We start from the raw sequence: 18,946 nt of genomic DNA, 5'->3' as shown, positions 1-18,946 counted from the left end.
CTCGGGGCCGTCAGCTGCCGACGGTGCGGCCGCGGCCCGTGGCCGGGCCGAGCGGCGCGGTGCGCGGTGTGCGGTCCGGGCTGGGCGGGCGGCGGCTGCCGCTCGGCGTGACCGGCGTGCGCTCGGAGCGGACCGTGTGCGGCTTGGGCGACAGGTGCGGCCGGCCGTCGGACACGCGCGCGCCCGTACGGCCGCCGACGCCCACCGGCTCGCGGACGGGCCGCTGCTCGTCCCCCGCGGGGCGCGGACCGCCGATCGCGACGGGGGCGGCCGGCGCGGGCAGGGACACGGTGCGGGAGCGCACCTGGTGCCAGGCGGCCAGCAGCCAGGTCTCGGCGCGGGCCATCGGCACCTCGAACCAGGGGAGGGCCAGCAGCACCAGCAGCCCCGCGCTCCAGCCGAGCGTCACATCGCTCATCCAGTGGGTGCCGAGATAGACCGTCGTCATGCCGACGCCGAGCGCCAGCATCGCGGCGATCACCGAGGAGATCCGGCGGGTGCGCGGCGTGGTGGCCAGATAGGCGAGAACGCCCCAGGTCACCACGGCGTTCGCGGTGTGGCCCGAAGGAAATATGTCGCCGCCCGCGAACATCTCGTTCGAGCCGATCGAGGTGGCGTAGTGCGGACCGAGGCGCCCCATGCCCAGCTTGGCGGCGCCCACCGTGGCGTTGAGCAGCAGCAGCGAGGTGCCCAGCACCAGCAGTGGCCGCAGCGTCTTCTGCCGGTAGGTGCACCAGCCCAGCCAGGCGGCCACCGCGACGGCGGTCGGGCCGCGCTGGCCCAGCACCACGAAGTAGTCGAGGAAGGTGTGGATCTCCGGCCACTGCTTGTACGGGCGGAAGAGCATGACCTGCCAGTCGAACCGCACCGGCCAGGACGTGGTGAGCACGCCGACCACGATCGCCAGATAGACCACGGAGGTCGCCACGAAGATCCCGAGACGGGTCCGGGTCATCCGCGGCCGCACGGGCTCGGTCGGGCGCTCCTCCGGATGGACGAGCTCGTCGTTGGTACGCACCCAATCGACGTTACATTGCGTGACAGGAGGGTTCGGCCGATCGAGGCGCTTTGTGATGACGATGTGATGTGGAATGCGTCTCAAACATGACGTACAGCACGTTTGATTCCGCGGAATAAGAAGCGCTTAAAGAAGCCCGGATCCACGGTAGTTGACGGTGCCCCCGGCGAATTGCTTTTGTGTGCCGTCGTTTATCGCCGATTGGCCGGTGCGTTCCGTGACGTTTCCCGCGCGGGCCGCCCCGGGGCCCGGCGGCCTGCGTCGGCGGATTCGATCACGGTGGACTCGACCACCGTGGATTCGATCACGGCGGGCCCGAACCGTGCAGCCAGAACGCGCCGTACACAGCCGACACCAGCACCACGGGAGCCACCGTCAGCACCGCCCGTACCGTCCGCAGCCGGGCGACCGCCACCGCGAGCGGCAGCAGCAGCGGGAAGGCGGGCATCATCAGCCGGGGCTTCGAACCGAAGTAGCCCTTCGCCGTCAGCGCGAGCAGCAGCACCGTCCCCGCGTAGACGAGGAGCGGCAGCGGCTGGCGCTGCCGCACCCCCTTCGCGTACAGCCACACCACCAGGGCCACGCCCACCAGCAGCCCGACGCCCGCCGGCCACGCCGGGCCCGCCAGCCGGCCCGCGACGAAGGAGCCGAAGGCCACGCCGCCGTCGAAGCCGTTGCCCCAGCCGCCCTGCACGTCCAGATAGCCGGTCACGCTGCCGGTCCGCACGCCGACCCAGGTGAAGTACGCGAGCCAGCCGAGCGGCGCGAGCAGCACGCCCAGCAGCATCCGGGCGCCGGGCCGCCGCCGGTCGCGCCACAGGGTGACCGCCGCCGTGATCCACACGGCCGCGACCACGGCCGCGCCCACCGGCCGGGTCAGCCCGGCCAGCGCGGCGAGTGATCCGGCCCACACCCACCGCCCGGTGAGCACGCAGTAGACGCTCCACGCCGCCAGCGCGGTGAACAGCGATTCCGAGTACGCCATCGACTGCACGACGCCGACGGGCAGGGCCGCCCACAGCGCCGCCAGCGCGATGCCCGCGCGCCGCCCGTGACAGCGGTCACCGATCAGGAAGACCGCCCAGGCCGCGCCCAGCGAGGACACCGCGCTGACCACGAGACCCGCGTCGGCCGCGGACAGCGGGAAGAGCGCCGACAGCCCCCGCTCCAGCCACGGCAGCAGCGGGAAGAACGCCAGATCCGAGTGGACCTTGCCGCCGCCCAGATGAAGGGTGTAGCCATAGCCGTCCTCGGCTATCCGGCTGTACCAGAGCGAGTCCCAGCGGGCCGAGAGGAGCTGGTGCGGGTCCTTGCCCGCCAGCGCGCCCCACACCGCCAGCACCACGATGCCCAGCGCGCGCACTCCCGCGTAGAGCAGCAGGGCGGGGGCGGCGTGCCGCAGCGCCCCGCGCACCGGCGGAGCGGCCGACACGGAGCCCGCCCCGGCGTCCGTACCGGCGGGGGAAACGAGATGAGTCACCCGGCCCATTGTCCAGCACGCGCGACACGCCCCCGGCGGGCGGACCACCGCGTGACCAGGAGCACGGATCCGTGCCCGGGACTCGCGTACGCTGTCGACTCACTCGCCCTCGATCCCGCCGGTCCACGCCCTTCGGGCCCGCGGACGGCCGCGAGCGCACGACACGGAGGTGAGCATGTCCGGGACGACCACAGCCGGCGACCGACGGGCTGCGGGCGTCCCCCGGCAGCGGATCCGGCGCGGGCAGTGGCTCCAGCCACGGCCCGGCCGGGAGCGCGGCGCGGGGGCCGATCGCTGGACCGTCCTCGTCGTCCTCTGCGTCAGCCTGCTGCTCGTCGCCGTCGACGCGACCGTGCTGCACGTCGCCGTCCCCGCCGTCACCGAGGACCTGCGCCCCGGCGCGGTCCAGCTGCTGTGGATCGTCGACGTCTACCCCCTCGTCTGCGCCTCGCTCCTGATCCTCTTCGGCACCCTCGGCGACCGCGTCGGCCGCCGCCGGGTGCTGCTGCTCGGCTACGGCCTCTTCGGCGTCGCCTCCGCGCTCGCCGCCTTCGCCACGAGCCCCGAGGTGCTCATCGGGGCCCGCGCGCTGCTCGGCGTCGGCGGCGCGATGATCATGCCCGCGACGCTCTCGATACTCCGGCAGGTCTTCCCCGACCGGCGCGAGCGCGCCCTCGCCGTCGGCATCTGGAGCGCGGTCGCCGCCGTGGGCGCGGCCTTCGGCCCCCTGCTCGGCGGCCTCCTCCTCGAACACTTCTGGTGGGGCTCGGTCTTCCTCATCAACATCCCGCTGATGGCCGTCAGCCTGCCCGTCGGACGCCGGCTGCTGCCCGAGTCCACCGGCGAGCGCGACGGGCCGTGGGACGTGCTCGGCGCGTTGATGGCCGCCTTCGGCCTCTTCGGCATGGTCCTCGCCGTGAAGCGGATCGGCGGCGGCGAACCGCCGCTGACCCTCGCGACGATCGTGCCCGGCGCCGTCGGGGCGGGTCTGCTGCTCCTCTTCATCCGCAGGCAGCGGCGGCGCGAGCACCCGCTCGTCGACCTCAGGATGTTCGCCAGGCCCGCCTTCGGCACCTCCGTGGGCTGCATCGTCCTCGCCATGCTCGCGCTCGTCGGGCTGGAGCTCATCGCCGCGCAGTACCTCCAGCTCGTCCTCGGCCTCACGCCCCTGCAGACCGGGCTGCGGCTGCTGCCCCTCACCCTCGCCGCGATGGCCGCCGGCCTCGTGGGCTCCCGCCTGCTGCACCGGCTCGGGCCACGCCTGATGGTCGGCCTCGGCTTCGTCCTGACCGCCGCCGCCGTGCTCTCCCTCACCGCGATGGGCGCGGACGACCGGCCCAAGCTCCTCGTCGCGGGCTTCGTCCTCCTCGGCTTCGGCCTGGAGACCACGCTCTTCGGGGCGTACGAGTCGATGCTCAGCGAGGCGCCGCCGGAGTCAGCGGGCGGGGCGGCCGCGATCGGTGAGACCTCCTACCAACTCGGCGCGGGCATCGGTATAGCCCTCCTCGGCAGCGTCATGAACGCCACGTACGCGCCCGGTGTCGCCGGAACGCGGGGTGTGCCGTCCGAGGCGACGGCCGCCGCGAGCCACTCGCTCGGCGAGGCGTACGAGGTCGCCGCCGGCCTGCCCGCTCCGGCGGGGCCGGCGCTGCGGGCGGCGGCTCGCGACGCCTTCATCCACGGTCTGCATGTGACGTTGTTGCTGAGCGCCGCTCTGCTTCTTGTGGGGGCGGTGGCCGCGTTGCGACTGCCTCGGGCGATGGATTGCGGGCGGGGTGGGGTGGCCGAGGGGTAGGTGGGCTGCGGGTTGCTTCCGCCTGCGGCGCTTTGTTCCCCAGCCCCGCCCCTTCCCGAAACCGGGGAGACCCCGGACCCCCAGCAACACGCTTCGCGCGTTGTCCTCAATCTCCCCCAGCTAGCGCTGGGAGGTGCCCCCAACGGGCTGGAAATCCAGCCCGTCCGGCGATTGAGGACTCTCCCCCAGACTTCGTCCGGGGGGACCCCCAAGGCCGCTCCCGCCGCAGGCGGCAATGAAACCCGCAGCCGGGGACCCGGGGAACAAGCCCGCCGCAGGCGGAAGGTGGCAGGAGCTCACCCCCTGGACGCCCCCGCGGCGAGCGGATTAGCGTGCGGGCTGACCCGAAGATCACCGGAGGCCGGTCATGTCACGTAAGCCGTTCGACCCGCACGACCCCCTCGGCATCGACGACCTGCTGTCGCCCGAGGACCTCGCCGTCCGCGGCACCATGCGCCAGTGGGCCGCCGACCGCGTCCTGCCTCACATCGCCGAGTGGTACGAACGCGGCGAACTCCCCGTCATCCGTGAACTCACCCGTGAACTCGGCGCCATAGGCGCCCTCGGCATGCCGCTCACCGGCTACGGCTGCGCGGGCGCGAGCGCCGTGCAGTACGGCCTGGCCTGTCTGGAGCTGGAGGCCGCGGACTCCGGCATCCGCTCGCTCGTGTCCGTCCAGGGCTCCCTCGCGATGTACGCGATCCACCGCTTCGGTTCCGAGGAGCAGCGGCGGCGGTGGCTGCCCGGCATGGCCGCGGGCGAGATCATCGGCTGCTTCGCGCTGACCGAGCCGGACCACGGTTCGGATCCGGCCGGCATGCGGACGTACGCCAAGCGCGACGGCGGCGACTGGGTGCTGACGGGTCGCAAGATGTGGATCACCAACGGTTCGGTGGCGGGCGTCGCCGTCGTCTGGGCGCAGACCGACGCCGGCATCCGTGGTTTTGTCGTACCGACGGACAGCCCCGGCTTCTCCGCGCCGGAAATCACCCATAAGTGGTCACTGCGTGCGTCGGTCACCAGCGAGCTTATTTTCGACGAGGTGCGGCTTCCCGCCGACGCGATCCTGCCGGAGGCACAGGGCCTGCGGGGCCCGCTGAGCTGCCTGAGCCATGCACGCTACGGCATCACCTGGGGTGCTCTGGGCGCGGCCCGCACGAGCTTCGAGGCGGCCCTGGACTACGCGCGGACGCGGGAGCAGTTCGGCCGTCCCATCGGTGGTTTCCAGCTCACCCAGGCCAAGCTCGCCGACATGGCCGTGGAGTTGCACAAGGGCCTGCTGCTCGCCCATCACCTGGGGCTGCGGATGGACGCCGGGACGCTGCGGCCGGAGCAGGTCAGCTTCGGGAAGCTCAACAACGTGCGTGAGGCGATCGAGATCTGCCGCACGGCCCGGACGATCCTCGGCGCGAACGGGATCTCCCTCGAATACCCCGTCATGCGGCATGCGACGAACCTGGAGTCCGTGCTCACGTACGAGGGCACGGTGGAGATGCACCAGCTGGTGCTGGGCAAGGCGCTCACCGGCATCGACGCTTTCCGGTGAGCACCGGCTCCCCTGCTTCGTAAGGTCCCCCGGGATGCTGTGTGTCCCCGGGGGGTGACCCCCGGCCCCCCCAGCCGGAGGCCCGCTCAGTTCTGGTTGCTGTGTCTTCCCGGGGGGTGACCCCCGGACCCCCAGCCGGAGCCCCGCTCAGTTCTGGTTGAAGAAGCCCCCGTTCGCCCGGCGGCCCGCCGGTTCGCCGCTCAGGACCTGGTAGTCGGCGGGGGTCAGCAGGAAGACGCGGTTGGCCACGCGCTCGATCGAGCCGCGCAGGCCGAACGTCAGCCCGGCCGCGAAGTCCACGACGCGCTTGGCGTCGTTGGGCTCCATGCCGGTGAGGTTCACGATCACCGGGACGCCCTCGCGGAAGAGCTCGCCGATGCCACGGGCGTCCCGGAAGCCGTCCGGGGTGACCGTGGCGATGCGGGTGCCCTGTTCCTGGGCCACCTCGTCCGCCACCCGCACCTTCGGGTTGGTCACCCAGGAGTCGCCGGGCTCGGGCCCCTCGGCGTAGTCGTCGTCGTAATAGCGCTCGTCATCGCTGTCGTCGACGAGGCCGAGCCAGGCACTCGCCTTGCGCACCGATCCCATGGACGCCTCCTCTCACACGCGGTGTGGTCCGACCGCTTCCCTATCGTCGTCCATGTTGTGGATGGTGTGCCAAGTGGATAGCCGCCAAGCGTGGATTTCGTGACGCATCTGGTGCAAAGCGCTTGGCGATGCGTCAGATCGCCCGAGAGACCCGTCACACACGGGCGGACCTGGGCTTATGCGGTGTCAGGGGGTGGCTCGCGGGCTGCGGGCCGGTGTGGTTGTCCGGTGATTAGGATGCCCGGGTCCAACCACACCACACACGGGGGCCGGAATTGTTCGGGATCGTCAGACCATGTCGTCATCGACTGTCGGAGTCGATGCGCGCGGAGTGGATGGCCCATCTCTGCGGGCTGTGTCTGGCGCTGCGGGGCGATCACGGGCAATTCGCCAGAACGGCCACAAACTATGACGGACTGGTGATTTCGGTTCTGGTCGAGGCGCAGTCGCCGCGTACCGAGGGCGCGAACGCGTGGCGGCGCACGGCCGGTCCCTGCCCGCTGCGCGGGATGCGGACCGCCTCCGTCGCGCGGGGCGAGGGCGCGCGGCTGGCCGCCTCCGTCTCGCTCGTCCTCGCGTCGGCGAAGATGCGCGACCATGTCGCCGACGGTGACGGGCTCTTGGCGCGGCGTCCGGTCGCCGCGGCCGCCCGCAGGGTCGCCGCGAAGTGGGACCGGGCCGGTGCCCGTACGGGGTCGGAGCTCGGTTTCGACACGGCGGTGCTGGTGGACGCGGTCGAGCGGCAGGCGGGGATCGAGGCCCTGGCGGGGCCGGACACCTCGTTGTTGGCGATAACCGAGCCGACCGAGACGGCGACCGCCGCGGCCTTCGGCTACACCGCGGTGCTGGCCGGCCGCCCCGCCAACCGGGCGCCGCTGGAGGAGGCCGGGCGGCTCTTCGGCCGGCTCGCGCATCTCCTGGACGCCGTCGAGGACCTGACGGAGGACGCCGCGGGCGGCGCGTGGAACCCGGTCGCCGTGACGGGCACCGACCTCGCCGAGGTGCGGCGGCTGTGCGACGACGCGGTGCACGGCGTGCGGCTCGCCCTGCGGGAGGTCGACTTCGCGAGCAAGGGGCAGGGCAGGCTCGCTCATGTGCTGCTGGCGCACGAGTTGGAGCGCGCCGTCGACCGCGCGTTCGGCACGGCGGACTGCGGCCATCAGCACGGCCACGAGCCGGGCGGTGGTGTACCGCACGGTGCGCAGGGCGCGTTCGGTCCGCCGCCGGTCATGCCGCCCGGCGCGCCGCCGGAGCCGCCGAGGCGGCGGCGCGGGCTGGTCCACGGCTGCGCGGTGTGGGCCGGGCTCTTCTGCACCTGCCAGATCTGCTGCACGGACTACCACGACCCCTGGAACGGGAAGAAGCGGGAAGCCTGGTGCGACGACTGCGACTGTGATTGCAGTGGCTGCGACGGCTGTGGTGACTGCTGCAATTGCTGTGACTGTTGCAGTAATTGTGACTGCTGTGACTGTGGATGCGACTGCTGAGCAGCCCCACCCGGCGGTGAGCGAGGCGGTACGAGGGGAGGGGTGCGGCCGGACTGCCGCGGTGTGAAGGCGCGGGGCCCGCCGAGGACGCGGCGGCCCGCGGGGATCAGGACGCGGTACGGGCGGTGGCCGTACAGGATCCCGCGAAGGGGACAGGGGGGCACGGACACGAAGCGGACCACACCCGACCGAAGTCGATGTGGTCCCGCGTGACCAGCCGTTGCCCTGTGTGCATGGGCCAAGTGGAACAGCCATCCGTTTCCGCGTCAATGCCGTTGAGGCGCTCCGTCCGCATCGTGGACGGTGAAATGGACTTGCTTGACAGCGGGTCGGCTCTCCGGCTTAGCCTCGGGGTCCGGTCGCGCTGAGGGGCGCGGCCCGGTGTGAAGGCGTCAACTCCCGTGTCCGATCCCCGCATCCACGGAGCCTTCGCATGTCCGCGCACCCGGATACCCCCACCCCGCCCGTCCCTTCCCTCGTCATCGTCGGCGCGGGCCCCCGCGGCACCGGCCTCGTCGAGCGCATCGCCGCCAACGCCGCGGAACTCCTCGCGGGCGGCCGCCTCGACCTGCACCTCGTCGACCCCTGCCCGCCCGGTGGCGGCCGCGTCTGGCGGCGCGACCAGTCGCCGCTGCTGTGGATGAACTCGATGGCCGAGGACGTCACGATGTTCACCGACGCGACCGTGGAACAGTGCGGCCCCGTGCGGCCCGGCCCCTCCCTCGCCGAGTGGGCGCGCCTCGTCGCCGACGGCGCCGTCCCGGACGTCGGGCCCGACATCATGTGGGAGGCGGCGGAGTTGACCGCGCGCTCCTACCCCAGCAGACGGCTCCAGAGCGCCTATCTCGCCTGGGTGTACCGCCGCGCCGTGGCCGCCCTGCCGCCCGGCGTCGTCGTCCACGAGCACCGCCGACGTGCCTTACGGCTCTCCGGCCCCCGCCACGGGCGCCAGTGGGTCCGGCTGGAAGGGCGGGCCGAACCCCTGCCCGCCGACCTCGTCGTGCTCGCCCTCGGCCACCTGCCCGCCGCCCCCGCCGCCGAGGAGGCCGCGCTCGCGGACTTCGCCCGCCATCACGGACTCACCTATCTGCCGCCCGAGTTCACCGCCGACAGCGACCTCGCCGTGCTGCGCCCCGGTGAGGACGTCCTCGTCCGTGGCTTCGGACTCGCCTTCGTCGACCTCATGGTGCTGGTCACCGAGGGCCGCGGCGGTACGTACACCGACGACGGCACCGGCACGCTGACCTACCACCCCTCCGGGCGGGAGCCCGTCCTGCACGTCGGCTCGCGGCGCGGCGTCCCGTACCGCGCGAAGATCGACTACCCCTGGAGCGGCGAACGGCCGCCGCTGCCCCGCTTCCTGGGGCCCGCCGAGGCCGAGGAGCTGCGCCGCCGGCCCGGGCCGCTCGACTTCGGCCGTGACATCCGGCCCCTGGTCGAGAAGGAGCTGGGCTTCGCCCACTACCACCGGCTGTTCACCGCGCACCCCGAGCGCACCCGCGTCAACTGGCCCGACTTCGAGGCGAAGTACGCCCTGTGCGACCCCGGCAGCCCCGAACTCGACGCGCTCGTGTCCGCCTCGGTCCCCGAGCCCGCCGACCGCCTCGACCTCACCGCCCTCGACCACCCGCTGGCCGGGCTGCGCCACGCGGGCACCGAGTCGCTCCAGGACGGGCTGCGGGCTCACATCGAGGCCGACCTCGCCCGCCGGAGCGACCCCCGCCACAGCCCCGACCTGGCCGTCTTCCTCGGACTGCTCTCCGCCTACGGCCAGCTCCTGGCCCTCGGCGACATCGGCACCTGGTGGCACGGCTTCTTCAGCTACCTCGCCTCCGGACCGCCGGGCCCCCGGCTGCGGCAGCTCCTGGCCCTCTCCCGGGCCGGATACGTGCGCTTCCTCGGCGCGGACACCGAGATCACCACCGACCCCGGGCGCGGGACCTTCCGCGCCCACAGCCCCACCGTGCCCGGCGCGGTGACCGAGGCGCGCGCCCTCGTCGAGGCGCGGCTGCCCGCGCCCACGGTCGTCCGGTCCGGCGACCGGCTGCTGCGCGGCCTCGCCGACGAGGCCACCGTGACCCCGGCCGGGCTGCTCGCCGTCAGCCCCGACGACGGCCGGATCCTCGACCGGGACGGCCGCCCGCACCCCCGCCGCTTCGCCCTCGGCCCGCACACCGACGCCCGCGCCGGAGCCGCCTTCACCCGGCCGCGCTCCAACGGCCCAGCGTTCCGGCAGAACGACGCCACGGCGCGAGCCGCGCTCACCGCCGTACGGGAGCTGTTCCCGCGCCCGGACGTCCCGGTCCTGCCTCTCCGTCGCTGACCCCGACCGGCCGGAAGACGCGGCCGGTTCGGGACACCTCGCGTACCGACACATCCCTCACACCTCAGGGAACCCCATGTCCTCACCCGTACCCACCCGGCCGCTCCACCTGGCCGTCGCCCTCGACCGGCCCGACGCCCGGGACGCCGAGCCCTACGCCCGCACGGCGCGCCTCGCCGAGCACGGCAAGTTCGACTTCGTCACCCTCGGCGACACCCTCGGCCCGCCCCGGCGCGGCGAGAGCCGCCTCGACGCCCTCGCCGTCCTCGCGCGGATCGCGCCCGTCACCGAGCGGATCGGGCTGGTGCCGACGGTCACCACCACGCACACCGAGCCCTTCCACGTCTCCTGTGCCGTCTCCACCCTCGACTGGGTCAGCCGGGGCCGGGCCGGCTGGACCGTCGACGTCTCCACCGGCGAGGCCGACGCCCGCCACTTCGGCCGCAAGCCCGCCGCGCCCGCACCCGAACTGTGGCAGGAGGCGGACGAGGTCGCCGACGTCGTCACCCGGCTCTGGGACAGCTGGGAGGACGACGCCGAGATCCGCGACGTCGCCACCGGCCGCTTCGTCGACCGCGACAAGCTCCACTACGTCGACTATCAGGGCACCGACTTCAGCGTCCGCGGCCCTTCCATCGTGCCCCGGCCCCCGCAGGGCCACCCCGTCATCGCCGTCGACGCCACCGACCCCCTGCCCCGTGCGACCGCCGCCCGCCGCGCGGATGTCGCGTACGTCCGGGTCGAGGGCACGGCGGACAGCACGGCGGCCGCGGCCGCCGTCCGCGCCGTCCGTGACGAACTGCGCCGCCGCGCCCGCGCGTTCGGCCGCGACCCCGGGCGGATCGTCGTCCTCGCCTCCCTGCGCGTGGCGCTCCACGCGGCCGCCGACGCCGTGGCCCTCGCCGACCTGGCCGGGGCCTGGTACGCGGACGGCGTCGTCGACGGCTTCCACTTCCGGCCGGAGAACCCCGACCGTGATCTCCCGCTGCTCGTCGACGGGACCGTACCCGTGCTCCAGCACCGCGGGCTGCTGCGCTCCTTCTACCCCGGCGGCACGCTCCGCGAGCACCTGTGCCTGCCGCGCCCGGCCAACCGCTACGCCACCGCGAGGGAGACCGCATGACCAGCCGCACCGGACGCAGGCAGATGCACCTCGCCGCCCACTTCCCCGGCGTCAACAGCACCACCGTCTGGACCGATCCCGCGTCGGGGAGTCAGATCGACTTCTCCTCCTTCGTCCACCTCGCGCGCACCGCCGAACGCGGCCTCTTCGACTTCTTCTTCCTCGCCGAAGGGCTGCGGCTGCGCGAGCACAAGGGACGCATCCACGACCTCGACGTCGTCGGCCGCCCCGAGTCCCTCACCGTCCTCAGCGCCCTGGCCGCCGTCACCGACCGGCTCGGCCTGGCCGCCACCGTCAACGCCACCTTCAACGAGCCCTACGAACTCGCCCGCCGCCTCGCCTCCTTGGACCACCTCAGCGGTGGGCGCGCCGCCTGGAACGTGGTGACCTCCTCCGACGCCTTCACCGGCGAGAACTTCCGGCGCGGCGGCTACCTCGACCGGGCCGACCGCTACACCCGCGCCGCGGAGTTCGTCGCCACCGCCCGCGAGCTGTGGGACTCCTGGACGCCCGATTCCCCGGGGGCCCGCGGCGGGCCCCGCCCCTTCGCCCACGAGGGCCGGCACTTCCGCATCGCGGGGGAGTTCGACGTGGCGCGCGGCCCCCAGGGCCACCCCGTGGTGATCCAGGCGGGCGACTCCGCCGAGGGCCGTGAGTTCGCGGCCTCCGCCGCCGACGTCGTCTTCACCCGGCACGGCACCCTGGAGGCCGGCCGCGCCTTCTACGCCGACGTCAAGGGCAGGCTCGCCGCGTACGGCCGCGCCCCCGGCGACCTGAAGATCATGCCCGGCGTGACCGTCGTCCTCGGCGACACCGCCGCCGAGGCCCAGGAGAAGGCCGCCGAGATCCGCAAACAGCAGATCTCCCCGCAGACCGCGCTGCTCACCCTGGAGCAGGTGTGGGGGCGCGACCTCTCCGCCTACGACCCCGACGGCCCGCTCCCCGACATCGACCCCGACCCCGACGGCGAACTCGCCCAGGGCCGGGTCAAGATCGGCGACCCGCTCGCCGTGGCCGCCCGGTGGCGCGCGGTCGCCGAGGCGAAGGGCCTCTCCATCCGGCAGACCGTGATCGAGACCTCCGGCCGGCAGTCCTTCATCGGCACCCCGCAGGCCGTCGCCGCGCAGCTGGACGAGTTCGTCACGACGGACGCCGCCGACGGCTTCATCCTCATCCCGCACCTCACCCCGGGCGGGCTCGACGACTTCGTCGACCGCGTCGTGCCGCTGCTCCAGGAGCGGGGTGCCTTCCGCGCGGAGTACGGGGGCCCGACCCTCCGCGACCACCTCGGGCTGTCGTGGCCCGAAAGGAAGGACTGACGGCTGTGCGGGCGCTGACGCGCGGCCGTCAGCGGTCGAGGCCGAGGACGGGCATACCGCGCCCCGCGTACGCCCTCGGCTCGGCCGTGGCGGTCAGCGCGTCGGCGCCCCGGCCCGGGAGGTGGGCCGCGTCGTGGACGGCGGCCGCGGTTCCCGGGAGCACCGCCGAGTGCGGCGCCCATGGCCGGGGTCGCGGCCGGGCCCGTACCGGAGTCATCAACTCCCTTCAGCTAAAAGGCAGTTGGACGAAGGTCGTCCGAAAGATGCTCTTGCGCGAGGCGTCGCCGCCCGCGAATACTCGCCGGAAGTGCTTGTCAGGGGCACGCGGAATGTGGAAGAGCTGTGTCCCCTTGGCGGCGCCTCACCAGACCCCCCACGGGAGGAAGACGACGTGAGGACCGAGCGCACATCCCCCCACCGCACCCCCACCCGACGGGCCCGGCGTATCGCCGTGGCCGCGGGGCTGCTCGCAGCCTCCGCCCTCGTCGCCACCAACGCCCATGCCCAGGGCGGCTCCACTGACGTGCGGCACTCCGCCGCCCAGCTGTCCGCCGCGAGCGCGGCCGTGCAGGCGGCGGACGTCGCGGGCACCGCGTGGGTCACCGACGCGAGCAGCGGCACCGTCGTCGTCACCGCCGACGCGAGCGTCTCCGACGCGGCGATAGCGAGGATAAGACAGCAGGCCGGCCCGGCCGCCGACGCCATACGCGTCGAGCGCACCCCCGGCACCTTCACGAAGTACCTCGCGGGCGGCGACGCCATCTACGCGCCGACGTGGCGTTGCTCCGTGGGCTTCAACGTCCGCAAGGGCAACACCTATTACTTCCTGACCGCGGGTCACTGCACCCAGGGCAAGCCCGCCTACTACACCGACGCCGCGCACCGCACGAGCATCGGCCCGACCACCGGCACCAGCTTCCCGGGCAACGACTACGGCATCGTGCAGTACACCAACGGCTCCGTCGCCCACCCCAGCGCCGTCGACCTCTACAACGGCAGCTCGCAGCGCATCACCTCCGCGGGCAACGCCTCCGTCGGCCAGGCCGTGCAGCGCAGCGGCTCCACGACCCATGTGCACGGCGGCAAGGTCACCGGCCTGAACGCGACCGTCAACTACGGCAACGGCCAGGTCGTCCGCGGGCTGATCCAGACCAACGTGTGCGCCGAGCCCGGTGACAGCGGCGGCGCCCTCTTCGCCGGCTCCACGGCCCTCGGCCTGACCTCCGGCGGCAGCGGCAACTGCACCTCGGGCGGCACGACCTTCTTCCAGCCGGTCGGCCCGGCGCTCAAGGCGTACGGCGTCAGCATCTCCTGATCGCCGGGACCCGCACGGACCCCTGACCGCGAGCGAGCACGGCCCTTCCCCAAGCCTTGCGGCCAGCAGCGGAAGGAGCCCCCGGCCCGGACCCCCGGGCCGGGGGCTCGACCTTGGTCCGGTACGGGCCTACCGTGGAATGTGACACCCGACACGCAGGGCAAGGGGTCGTGCCATGGTCGAGGAACTGGTAGTGGCGGCGGCGGGTGCCGGGTCCGCGTGCCTGGTGTACGCGGCGGCGGCGTCCCGCGTGGTGAAGCAGTACGAGCGCGGCGTCGTGCTGAGGCTCGGCCGCCTGCTCCCGGAGGTCAGGAAACCCGGGTTCACCATGGTCATCCCCGGTGTCGACCGGCTGCGCAAGGTCAATATGCAGATCGTGACGATGCCGGTGCCCGCCCAGGAGGGCATCACCCGGGACAACGTCACGGTGCGGGTCGACGCCGTCGTCTATTTCAAGGTCGTCGACCCCGCGGAGGCCGTGATCCAGGTCGAGGACTACCGCTTCGCCGTCTCCCAGATGGCCCAGACCTCGCTGCGCTCGATCATCGGCAAGAGCGACCTGGACGACCTCCTCTCCAACCGCGAGAAGCTCAACCAGGGCCTGGAGCTGATGCTCGACAGCCCGGCCATCGGCTGGGGCGTGCACATCGACCGCGTCGAGATCAAGGACGTCTCCCTGCCGGAGACGATGAAGCGCTCGATGTCGCGGCAGGCGGAGGCGGAGCGGGAGCGGCGGGCGCGCGTGATCAATGCCGACGCGGAGCTCCTGGCGTCGAAGAAGCTGGCCGAGGCGGCGGCGACGATGTCGGAGCAGCCGTCCGCGCTCCAGCTGAGGCTGCTCCAGACGATCGTGGCGGTGGCCGCGGAGAAGAACTCCACCCTCGTGCTCCCTTTCCCGGTCGAGCTGCTGCGCTTCTTGGAGCGCGCCGGTCATGAGCCGGCCCCGGCGAAGCCGGGCCACCCCGAGACCGTGACGCGGGACGAGCCGGCCGCGGTGCGGGACGAGCCGGCCGTGGCGCGGGAGGGGGCGGAGATCCCGCGGGACGGGCTGGAGCTCCCGCCGGACGGGACGGGCGCGGAGCAGGTCTGAACCTGAACCCTGCCGGGCGCGGGTGTGCCGCAAGTCACCGTCCGGATGGGGAACTAGAGGCCGCCGGGCGGTTGCGGGTCCCCTGGGCGGGGCATCACACAAGCCACGGCCCCCGGACACACCTCCACGGTGTCCGGGGGCCGCGTGCTCCTTCGGGCCGGGCCTGTCAGAACTCGAAGACCGTGCCCTGGGACGCCCGCTTCATGCACGGGTTGGCGAAGGTGTGCTCGTAGTTGACCCGCTTGCCCTGCCACACGCCATCGGCGGTGACGACGATCGGGTTCCACTCCTTGGTGCAGTAGGTGTCGGCCTTGAGCGCGACCGTCTTGTCGAAGTCACCGTCGACGGCGCGCAGCTGGTCACAGGCGCCCTTGACGTCCGGGTGCGTGCCGGCGGCCTTCGGCATGCAGGTCAGGGTGACGGCGCGCTGCACCGCGGAGCTGTCCCTGTTCTCGCCCCAGCCGATCGTCAGGACCAGCGAGGAGGGCGCGAACAGGCTCGTCGGGAACAGGCTCTGCGCGTGTGCCGCCGGTGCGGGGGCGGGGGCCGGTGCGGCGCTCGCGGCCGTCGACGTCCCGGCCGCCACCAGGCCGCCCAGTGCCAGCGCGGCCCCCAGTGCGAACCCTCCAGTGATGTACCGCATTCCGAACGCTCCCTTGTGTGTGGTTTCGGATAACGGACCGGAGTCTTGCCCAAGTTGAGCATGAACGCACACCGAACGGACACTTTCAGTCGCTGGTTGAAAACCCTGAGTAGTGGCCTGAACTGGTGTGAGGCAGGTCTCGCAAGAGTCGTCCCGGGCGGGGTGGGGTCCGGTCGCATGCCCGTTTTAGGGGAGAAAGGCGGGAATTAATGTTACAGGGATGTTGACCAGCGAAGATTCCTTGTAATCGACGATGAATTAACCAAGTGGCCTTCAAAAAGATGGTTTGCCGTCCTGTGAATCATCGGATCTAATGATCCGCACCCCGGGACGGGCGACCCCCGCTCCCAGGCCGAAAAGAGGCCCGCCGGATGACCGAGCGGCGGCCGGAGCGATTCAGGAGCGCGGCAGCAAATGGCCGAAGTGCACTCAGGAGGACCCCCAGGAACGCCTTCAGGAGGCCCCTTCGCCGCCGCCTGCCGGGCCTTCCGGCGTGACCGAACGGGCATGGCGGCCCTCTTCGTTGTCGCTCTCTGCGCCCTGCTCGCCCTCGCCGCGCCGCTCCTCGCGGCCCTCTACGGCAAGAACCCCACCGACCACTACGGGCAGAACGAACCCGGCCTGCTCAGCGCCGAGGGCCTGCCCGTCCTGCCCAACGGGGGCATCTCCGCGGACCATTGGTTCGGCATCGAGCCCGGCCTCGGCCGCGACGTGCTCACCCAGCTGCTCTACGGCATGCGCACCTCGCTGCTGGTCGCCCTCGCCTCCGTCACCGTGATCGCCGTCGTCGGCGTCGTCCTCGGTGTGACCGTCGGCTATCTCAGCGGGCTCGCGGACCGCGCCTTCACATTCGTATGCAATGTGATGCTTGCTTTTCCGACACTTCTGCTGCTGCTCGCGCTGAGCCCCGTCATCCAGACGCGCTTCGTCGGAGCCGGTGAGAACGAGCCCGCCTGGATGCAGTTCACCTCGCTCATCCTGGTCTTCTCGGCCTTCGGCTGGGTGCCGCTCGCGATGGTGCTGCGCACCTCCGTGCGGAGCCTGCGCGAGCGGGAGTTCGTCGAGGCGGCACGGGCCGTCGGCGCGAGCCGCCGCCATATCGTCCTGCGCGAGCTGCTGCCCAACGTCTGGGCGCCCGTGCTCGTCCACATCACCCTCGCCGTGCCCGGCATCGTCACCGCCGAGGCCGCGCTGTCCTTCCTCGGCGTCGGCATCAACGAGCCCATACCCGACTGGGGCCGCATGATCTCCCGCGGCTCCGAGGTCTTCTACGACGACCCCACGTACATGGTCTTCCCGGGCGTGGCCATCCTCGTCTTCGTCCTCGCCTTCAACCTCCTCGGCGACGCGGTACGGGACGCGCTGGACCCCCGTACCGCCCGCTGACCACGCACCGCAGTCTCACAACGCACCTTCCGATCAACGGAGTTCACCATGCCCCGCTCTCGCACGCGCACCGCAGCCCTGCCGGCTCTCGCCACCGCCGCCGTCATGCTGATGTGCTCCTGCTCGGCGGGCGCGGGCTCCGGGGCGGCGGACGGCGGGAAGGGCGGCGCGGACGCGGTCAGGAGCGGCAAGCGGCTCACCGCGACCCTCGGCACCGCCGAGGACAGCCGGGGCCCGGCCCCCGCCGAGCCCGGCGCGCGGTCCGGCGGCACGGTCAGGATCGCCAACCTCAACGACTACAGCCACCTCGACCCGCAGAAGATCTACGCGGGCGAGTCCTACAGCACGTCCCTGCTGTGGGGCCGCCAGCTGACGCAGTATCAGGTGGTGGACGGCAGGCCCAAGCTCGTCGGCGACCTCGCCACCGACACCGGGCAGTCCTCCGACGGCGGCCGCACCTGGACGTACCGCCTCAAGGATGGCATCGCCTGGGAGGACGGGCAGCCGATCACCGCCGAGCAGGTGAAATACGGCATCGAGCGCACCTTCGGGCCCGGCTTCGAGCTCGGCCCCACCTACTGGCCCGAGTGGCTGACCGGCTCCGAGGACCGCACCACCGCCGTGCGGAAGTACGGCGGCCCCAAGGACGGCGACCTCGATGCCATCGAGACCCCGGACGACAAGACCGTCGTCTTCCACTTCCCCCGGCCGCAGTCCGACGTGCCCTACATGGCCGCCCAGTCCTCCTCGTCCCCCGTCCGCAAGGACAAGGACACCGGCACCGACTACGACGTGAAGCCGTTCGCCAGCGGCCCGTACCGGATCGCCGAGCACAAGCAGAACCGCAGCCTGACCCTGGAGCGCAACCCGCACTGGAAGCCGGAGACCGACCCGATCCGCCACCAGTACCCCGACCGCTTCGAGTTCACCTTCGGCAAGAAGATCCTCAACACCGCGCAGGAGGTCTTCAACGGCCGCGGCGACGGCGCCGGCACCGTCACCACCAAGAACGAGGTCCCGCCCGAGCTCTACGCCGAGGCCCAGCGCGACCCCAGGAAGCGGGAACTCCTCGTCCCCGGCAGCCAGGGGGCCTACACCAGCGACCTCTACATCAAGAACGACCGCGTCACCGACCCCGAGGTCCGCAAGGCCATCCACTACCTCTTCCCGCGCGAACAGGCCCGCCAGGTCCTCGGCGGCCCCCGCCTCGGCGACTTCGCCACCACGCTCTCCTCGCCCGCCGTCGTCGGATGGAAGAAGTACGACCTCTACCCGGTCAGGCCCGGCGGCGACATCGAGAAGGCCAAGGAGCACCTCGCCAGGGCGAAGACCAAGGTCACCACGCTGACCTACGCCTACGAGAGCGACGCCCCCGAGAAGGACCGCCTCGCGCGGGTCCTCGTCGACGCCTTCGCCAAGGCCGGCATCAAGCTCGTCACCAAGCCCATGGACAAGGCGGCCTTCAACGACCAGGTCTTCCGCGGCGACGCCCCCTACGACCTGTGGATCTCCACCAACTCCGTGGACTGGCCCACCCCCTCGACGCTGTTGCCCGACAGCTACCACAGCAAGCTCGACGCCCTCGCCAACTCCATCCGCTACAGCAACCCCCAGGTCGACAAGGAACTGGAGCGCATCGCCGGCATCGGTGACGCGCGGCAGAAGGCGGCCGCCCTCATCGACCTGGAGCAGGTCGTCATGAAGGACGTGCCGGTCGTGCCCTTCCTCTACACCAGCGTCACGCAGTTCCGCGGCAGGGACATCGGCGGCGCCGCCATCCACCCGATCTACGGCTCCATCGCGGCCGCCGCGCTCTATGTGAAGAAGTCCTGA

At 72.3% G+C, this 18,946-nt stretch carries 15 protein-coding genes; 10 read left to right on the top strand and 5 right to left on the bottom strand.

From position 1 onward, the window contains the following. Positions 1-10: 10 nt before the first annotated feature. Positions 11-1,018 (bottom strand): phosphatase PAP2 family protein, encoded by a 1,008-nt coding sequence (locus ACZ4A5_RS19655; protein ID WP_467585263.1) that lies wholly within the window; start codon positions 1,016-1,018, stop codon positions 11-13. Between the two features lie 304 nt (positions 1,019-1,322). Beyond that, on the bottom strand, positions 1,323-2,507 hold the full coding sequence (locus tag ACZ4A5_RS19650) for a hypothetical protein (RefSeq protein ID WP_467585260.1): 1,185 nt from the start codon (positions 2,505-2,507) through the stop codon (positions 1,323-1,325). Positions 2,508-2,673: 166 nt separating this feature from the next. Between ACZ4A5_RS19650 and ACZ4A5_RS19645 the strand changes: the two genes are divergently transcribed. Together ACZ4A5_RS19645 and ACZ4A5_RS19640 are read left to right on the top strand one after the other, a co-directional pair. Beyond that, positions 2,674-4,293 carry an MFS transporter gene (locus tag ACZ4A5_RS19645; RefSeq protein ID WP_467585255.1) on the top strand — a complete coding sequence of 540 codons (1,620 nt, stop codon included), beginning with the start codon at positions 2,674-2,676 and terminating at the stop codon, positions 4,291-4,293. Positions 4,294-4,660: 367 nt separating this feature from the next. Continuing rightward, complete coding sequence (locus ACZ4A5_RS19640; protein WP_467585252.1) at positions 4,661-5,839, top strand: acyl-CoA dehydrogenase family protein; 1,179 nt, start codon at positions 4,661-4,663, stop codon at positions 5,837-5,839. Positions 5,840-5,986: 147 nt separating this feature from the next. On the opposite strand, the gene ACZ4A5_RS19635 is transcribed toward ACZ4A5_RS19640, so the two are convergent. Continuing rightward, positions 5,987-6,427: a cell division protein SepF gene (locus tag ACZ4A5_RS19635; protein WP_361534221.1), complete on the bottom strand. Its 441-nt coding sequence runs from the start codon at positions 6,425-6,427 to the stop codon at positions 5,987-5,989. Between the two features lie 275 nt (positions 6,428-6,702). On the opposite strand from ACZ4A5_RS19635, the gene ACZ4A5_RS19630 reads away from it, so the two are divergent. The 4 genes from ACZ4A5_RS19630 to ACZ4A5_RS19615 all read left to right on the top strand — a co-directional run bounded on the left by ACZ4A5_RS19630 (position 6,703) and on the right by ACZ4A5_RS19615 (position 12,679). Next, positions 6,703-7,914 (top strand): DUF5685 family protein, encoded by a 1,212-nt coding sequence (locus tag ACZ4A5_RS19630; protein ID WP_467585248.1) that lies wholly within the window; start codon positions 6,703-6,705, stop codon positions 7,912-7,914. Between the two features lie 433 nt (positions 7,915-8,347). Further along, entirely contained in the window at positions 8,348-10,237 is a 1,890-nt protein-coding gene (locus ACZ4A5_RS19625) for an FAD/NAD(P)-binding protein (RefSeq protein WP_467585244.1), read from the top strand. 76 nt (positions 10,238-10,313) lie between these two features. Continuing rightward, positions 10,314-11,360, top strand: a complete 1,047-nt coding sequence (locus ACZ4A5_RS19620; protein WP_467585240.1) for an LLM class flavin-dependent oxidoreductase — start codon at positions 10,314-10,316, stop codon at positions 11,358-11,360. After that, positions 11,357-12,679 carry an NtaA/DmoA family FMN-dependent monooxygenase gene (locus tag ACZ4A5_RS19615; protein ID WP_467585237.1) on the top strand — a complete coding sequence of 441 codons (1,323 nt, stop codon included), beginning with the start codon at positions 11,357-11,359 and terminating at the stop codon, positions 12,677-12,679. The genes ACZ4A5_RS19620 and ACZ4A5_RS19615 overlap by 4 nt, the downstream gene beginning before the upstream one ends. A gap of 28 nt (positions 12,680-12,707) precedes the next feature. On the opposite strand, the gene ACZ4A5_RS19610 is transcribed toward ACZ4A5_RS19615, so the two are convergent. Continuing rightward, complete coding sequence (locus tag ACZ4A5_RS19610; protein WP_467585234.1) at positions 12,708-12,842, bottom strand: hypothetical protein; 135 nt, start codon at positions 12,840-12,842, stop codon at positions 12,708-12,710. Between the two features lie 228 nt (positions 12,843-13,070). On the opposite strand from ACZ4A5_RS19610, the gene ACZ4A5_RS19605 reads away from it, so the two are divergent. Both ACZ4A5_RS19605 and ACZ4A5_RS19600 read left to right on the top strand, forming a co-directional pair. Further along, positions 13,071-13,994 (top strand): S1 family peptidase, encoded by a 924-nt coding sequence (locus ACZ4A5_RS19605; protein ID WP_467585231.1) that lies wholly within the window; start codon positions 13,071-13,073, stop codon positions 13,992-13,994. 175 nt (positions 13,995-14,169) lie between these two features. Next, a complete protein-coding gene (locus ACZ4A5_RS19600; protein ID WP_467585228.1) occupies positions 14,170-15,084 on the top strand; it encodes a slipin family protein in 915 nt (304 codons plus the stop codon). 166 nt (positions 15,085-15,250) lie between these two features. Here ACZ4A5_RS19600 and ACZ4A5_RS19595 read toward each other — a convergent pair whose 3' ends face one another. Beyond that, positions 15,251-15,727 (bottom strand): subtilase-type protease inhibitor, encoded by a 477-nt coding sequence (locus ACZ4A5_RS19595; RefSeq protein ID WP_467585225.1) that lies wholly within the window; start codon positions 15,725-15,727, stop codon positions 15,251-15,253. A gap of 414 nt (positions 15,728-16,141) precedes the next feature. Here ACZ4A5_RS19595 and ACZ4A5_RS19590 point away from each other — a divergent pair, with 414 nt between their 5' ends. Then, positions 16,142-17,113, top strand: a complete 972-nt coding sequence (locus ACZ4A5_RS19590) for an ABC transporter permease (protein ID WP_467585222.1) — start codon at positions 16,142-16,144, stop codon at positions 17,111-17,113. Between the two features lie 48 nt (positions 17,114-17,161). Further along, positions 17,162-18,946: an ABC transporter substrate-binding protein gene (locus ACZ4A5_RS19585; protein ID WP_467585220.1), complete on the top strand. Its 1,785-nt coding sequence runs from the start codon at positions 17,162-17,164 to the stop codon at positions 18,944-18,946.

The sequence above is a fragment of the Streptomyces sp. NPDC025618 genome (genome assembly GCF_055558795.1).
This window is presented reverse-complemented; position numbering and strand designations above follow the sequence as displayed.

What these genes read in the sequence shown, in the direction of transcription:
- ACZ4A5_RS19640 (WP_467585252.1), top strand. Translation starts at nt 4,661, where the DNA reads ATGTCACGTAAGCCGTTCGACCCGCACGACCCCCTCGGCATCGACGAC.
- ACZ4A5_RS19600 (WP_467585228.1), top strand. Translation starts at nt 14,170, where the DNA reads ATGGTCGAGGAACTGGTAGTGGCGGCGGCGGGTGCCGGGTCCGCGTGC.
- ACZ4A5_RS19615 (WP_467585237.1), top strand. Translation starts at nt 11,357, where the DNA reads ATGACCAGCCGCACCGGACGCAGGCAGATGCACCTCGCCGCCCACTTC.
- ACZ4A5_RS19590 (WP_467585222.1), top strand. Translation starts at nt 16,142, where the DNA reads ATGGCCGAAGTGCACTCAGGAGGACCCCCAGGAACGCCTTCAGGAGGC.
- ACZ4A5_RS19635 (WP_361534221.1), bottom strand. Translation starts at nt 6,427, where the DNA reads ATGGGATCGGTGCGCAAGGCGAGTGCCTGGCTCGGCCTCGTCGACGAC.
- ACZ4A5_RS19650 (WP_467585260.1), bottom strand. Translation starts at nt 2,507, where the DNA reads ATGGGCCGGGTGACTCATCTCGTTTCCCCCGCCGGTACGGACGCCGGG.
- ACZ4A5_RS19620 (WP_467585240.1), top strand. Translation starts at nt 10,314, where the DNA reads ATGTCCTCACCCGTACCCACCCGGCCGCTCCACCTGGCCGTCGCCCTC.
- ACZ4A5_RS19625 (WP_467585244.1), top strand. Translation starts at nt 8,348, where the DNA reads ATGTCCGCGCACCCGGATACCCCCACCCCGCCCGTCCCTTCCCTCGTC.
- ACZ4A5_RS19595 (WP_467585225.1), bottom strand. Translation starts at nt 15,727, where the DNA reads ATGCGGTACATCACTGGAGGGTTCGCACTGGGGGCCGCGCTGGCACTG.
- ACZ4A5_RS19645 (WP_467585255.1), top strand. Translation starts at nt 2,674, where the DNA reads ATGTCCGGGACGACCACAGCCGGCGACCGACGGGCTGCGGGCGTCCCC.
- ACZ4A5_RS19585 (WP_467585220.1), top strand. Translation starts at nt 17,162, where the DNA reads ATGCCCCGCTCTCGCACGCGCACCGCAGCCCTGCCGGCTCTCGCCACC.